This is a genomic window from Bacillus sp. NH11B (genome assembly GCF_001884205.1).
Lineage (GTDB): Bacteria > Bacillota > Bacilli > Bacillales > Bacillaceae_G > Bacillus_A > Bacillus_A proteolyticus.
The window spans coordinates 1-215 of record NZ_MAOG01000001.1; the positions used below are offsets into that span (position 1 = coordinate 1).

Consider the following 215-nt stretch of genomic DNA (forward strand, 5'->3'; position numbering starts at 1 on the left):
AAATGGGCTTCCTTTCTCATGCCTATTCGTTCACACAATTTTTGTGAAGCTGTATTACGTGCATCAAGATTAGCTTGTATACGATGTACATTTAATTCATTAAATAATTTAAATACCAAACTACTTACTGCTTCTGTTGCCAAACCTCTCCCAGCTACTTCATTTGAAAAACTATAACCAATCTCAACAGTGTCTTTCATATCTGTGTACCATAC

Annotated in this window: 1 protein-coding gene; it reads right to left on the minus strand. The window is 34.4% G+C overall.

The window, feature by feature from the left end; all coding sequences use genetic code 11:
* A partial coding sequence (locus tag BAU27_RS00005) for a GNAT family N-acetyltransferase (protein WP_139254593.1) occupies positions 1–215 on the minus strand: 215 nt, incomplete at both ends.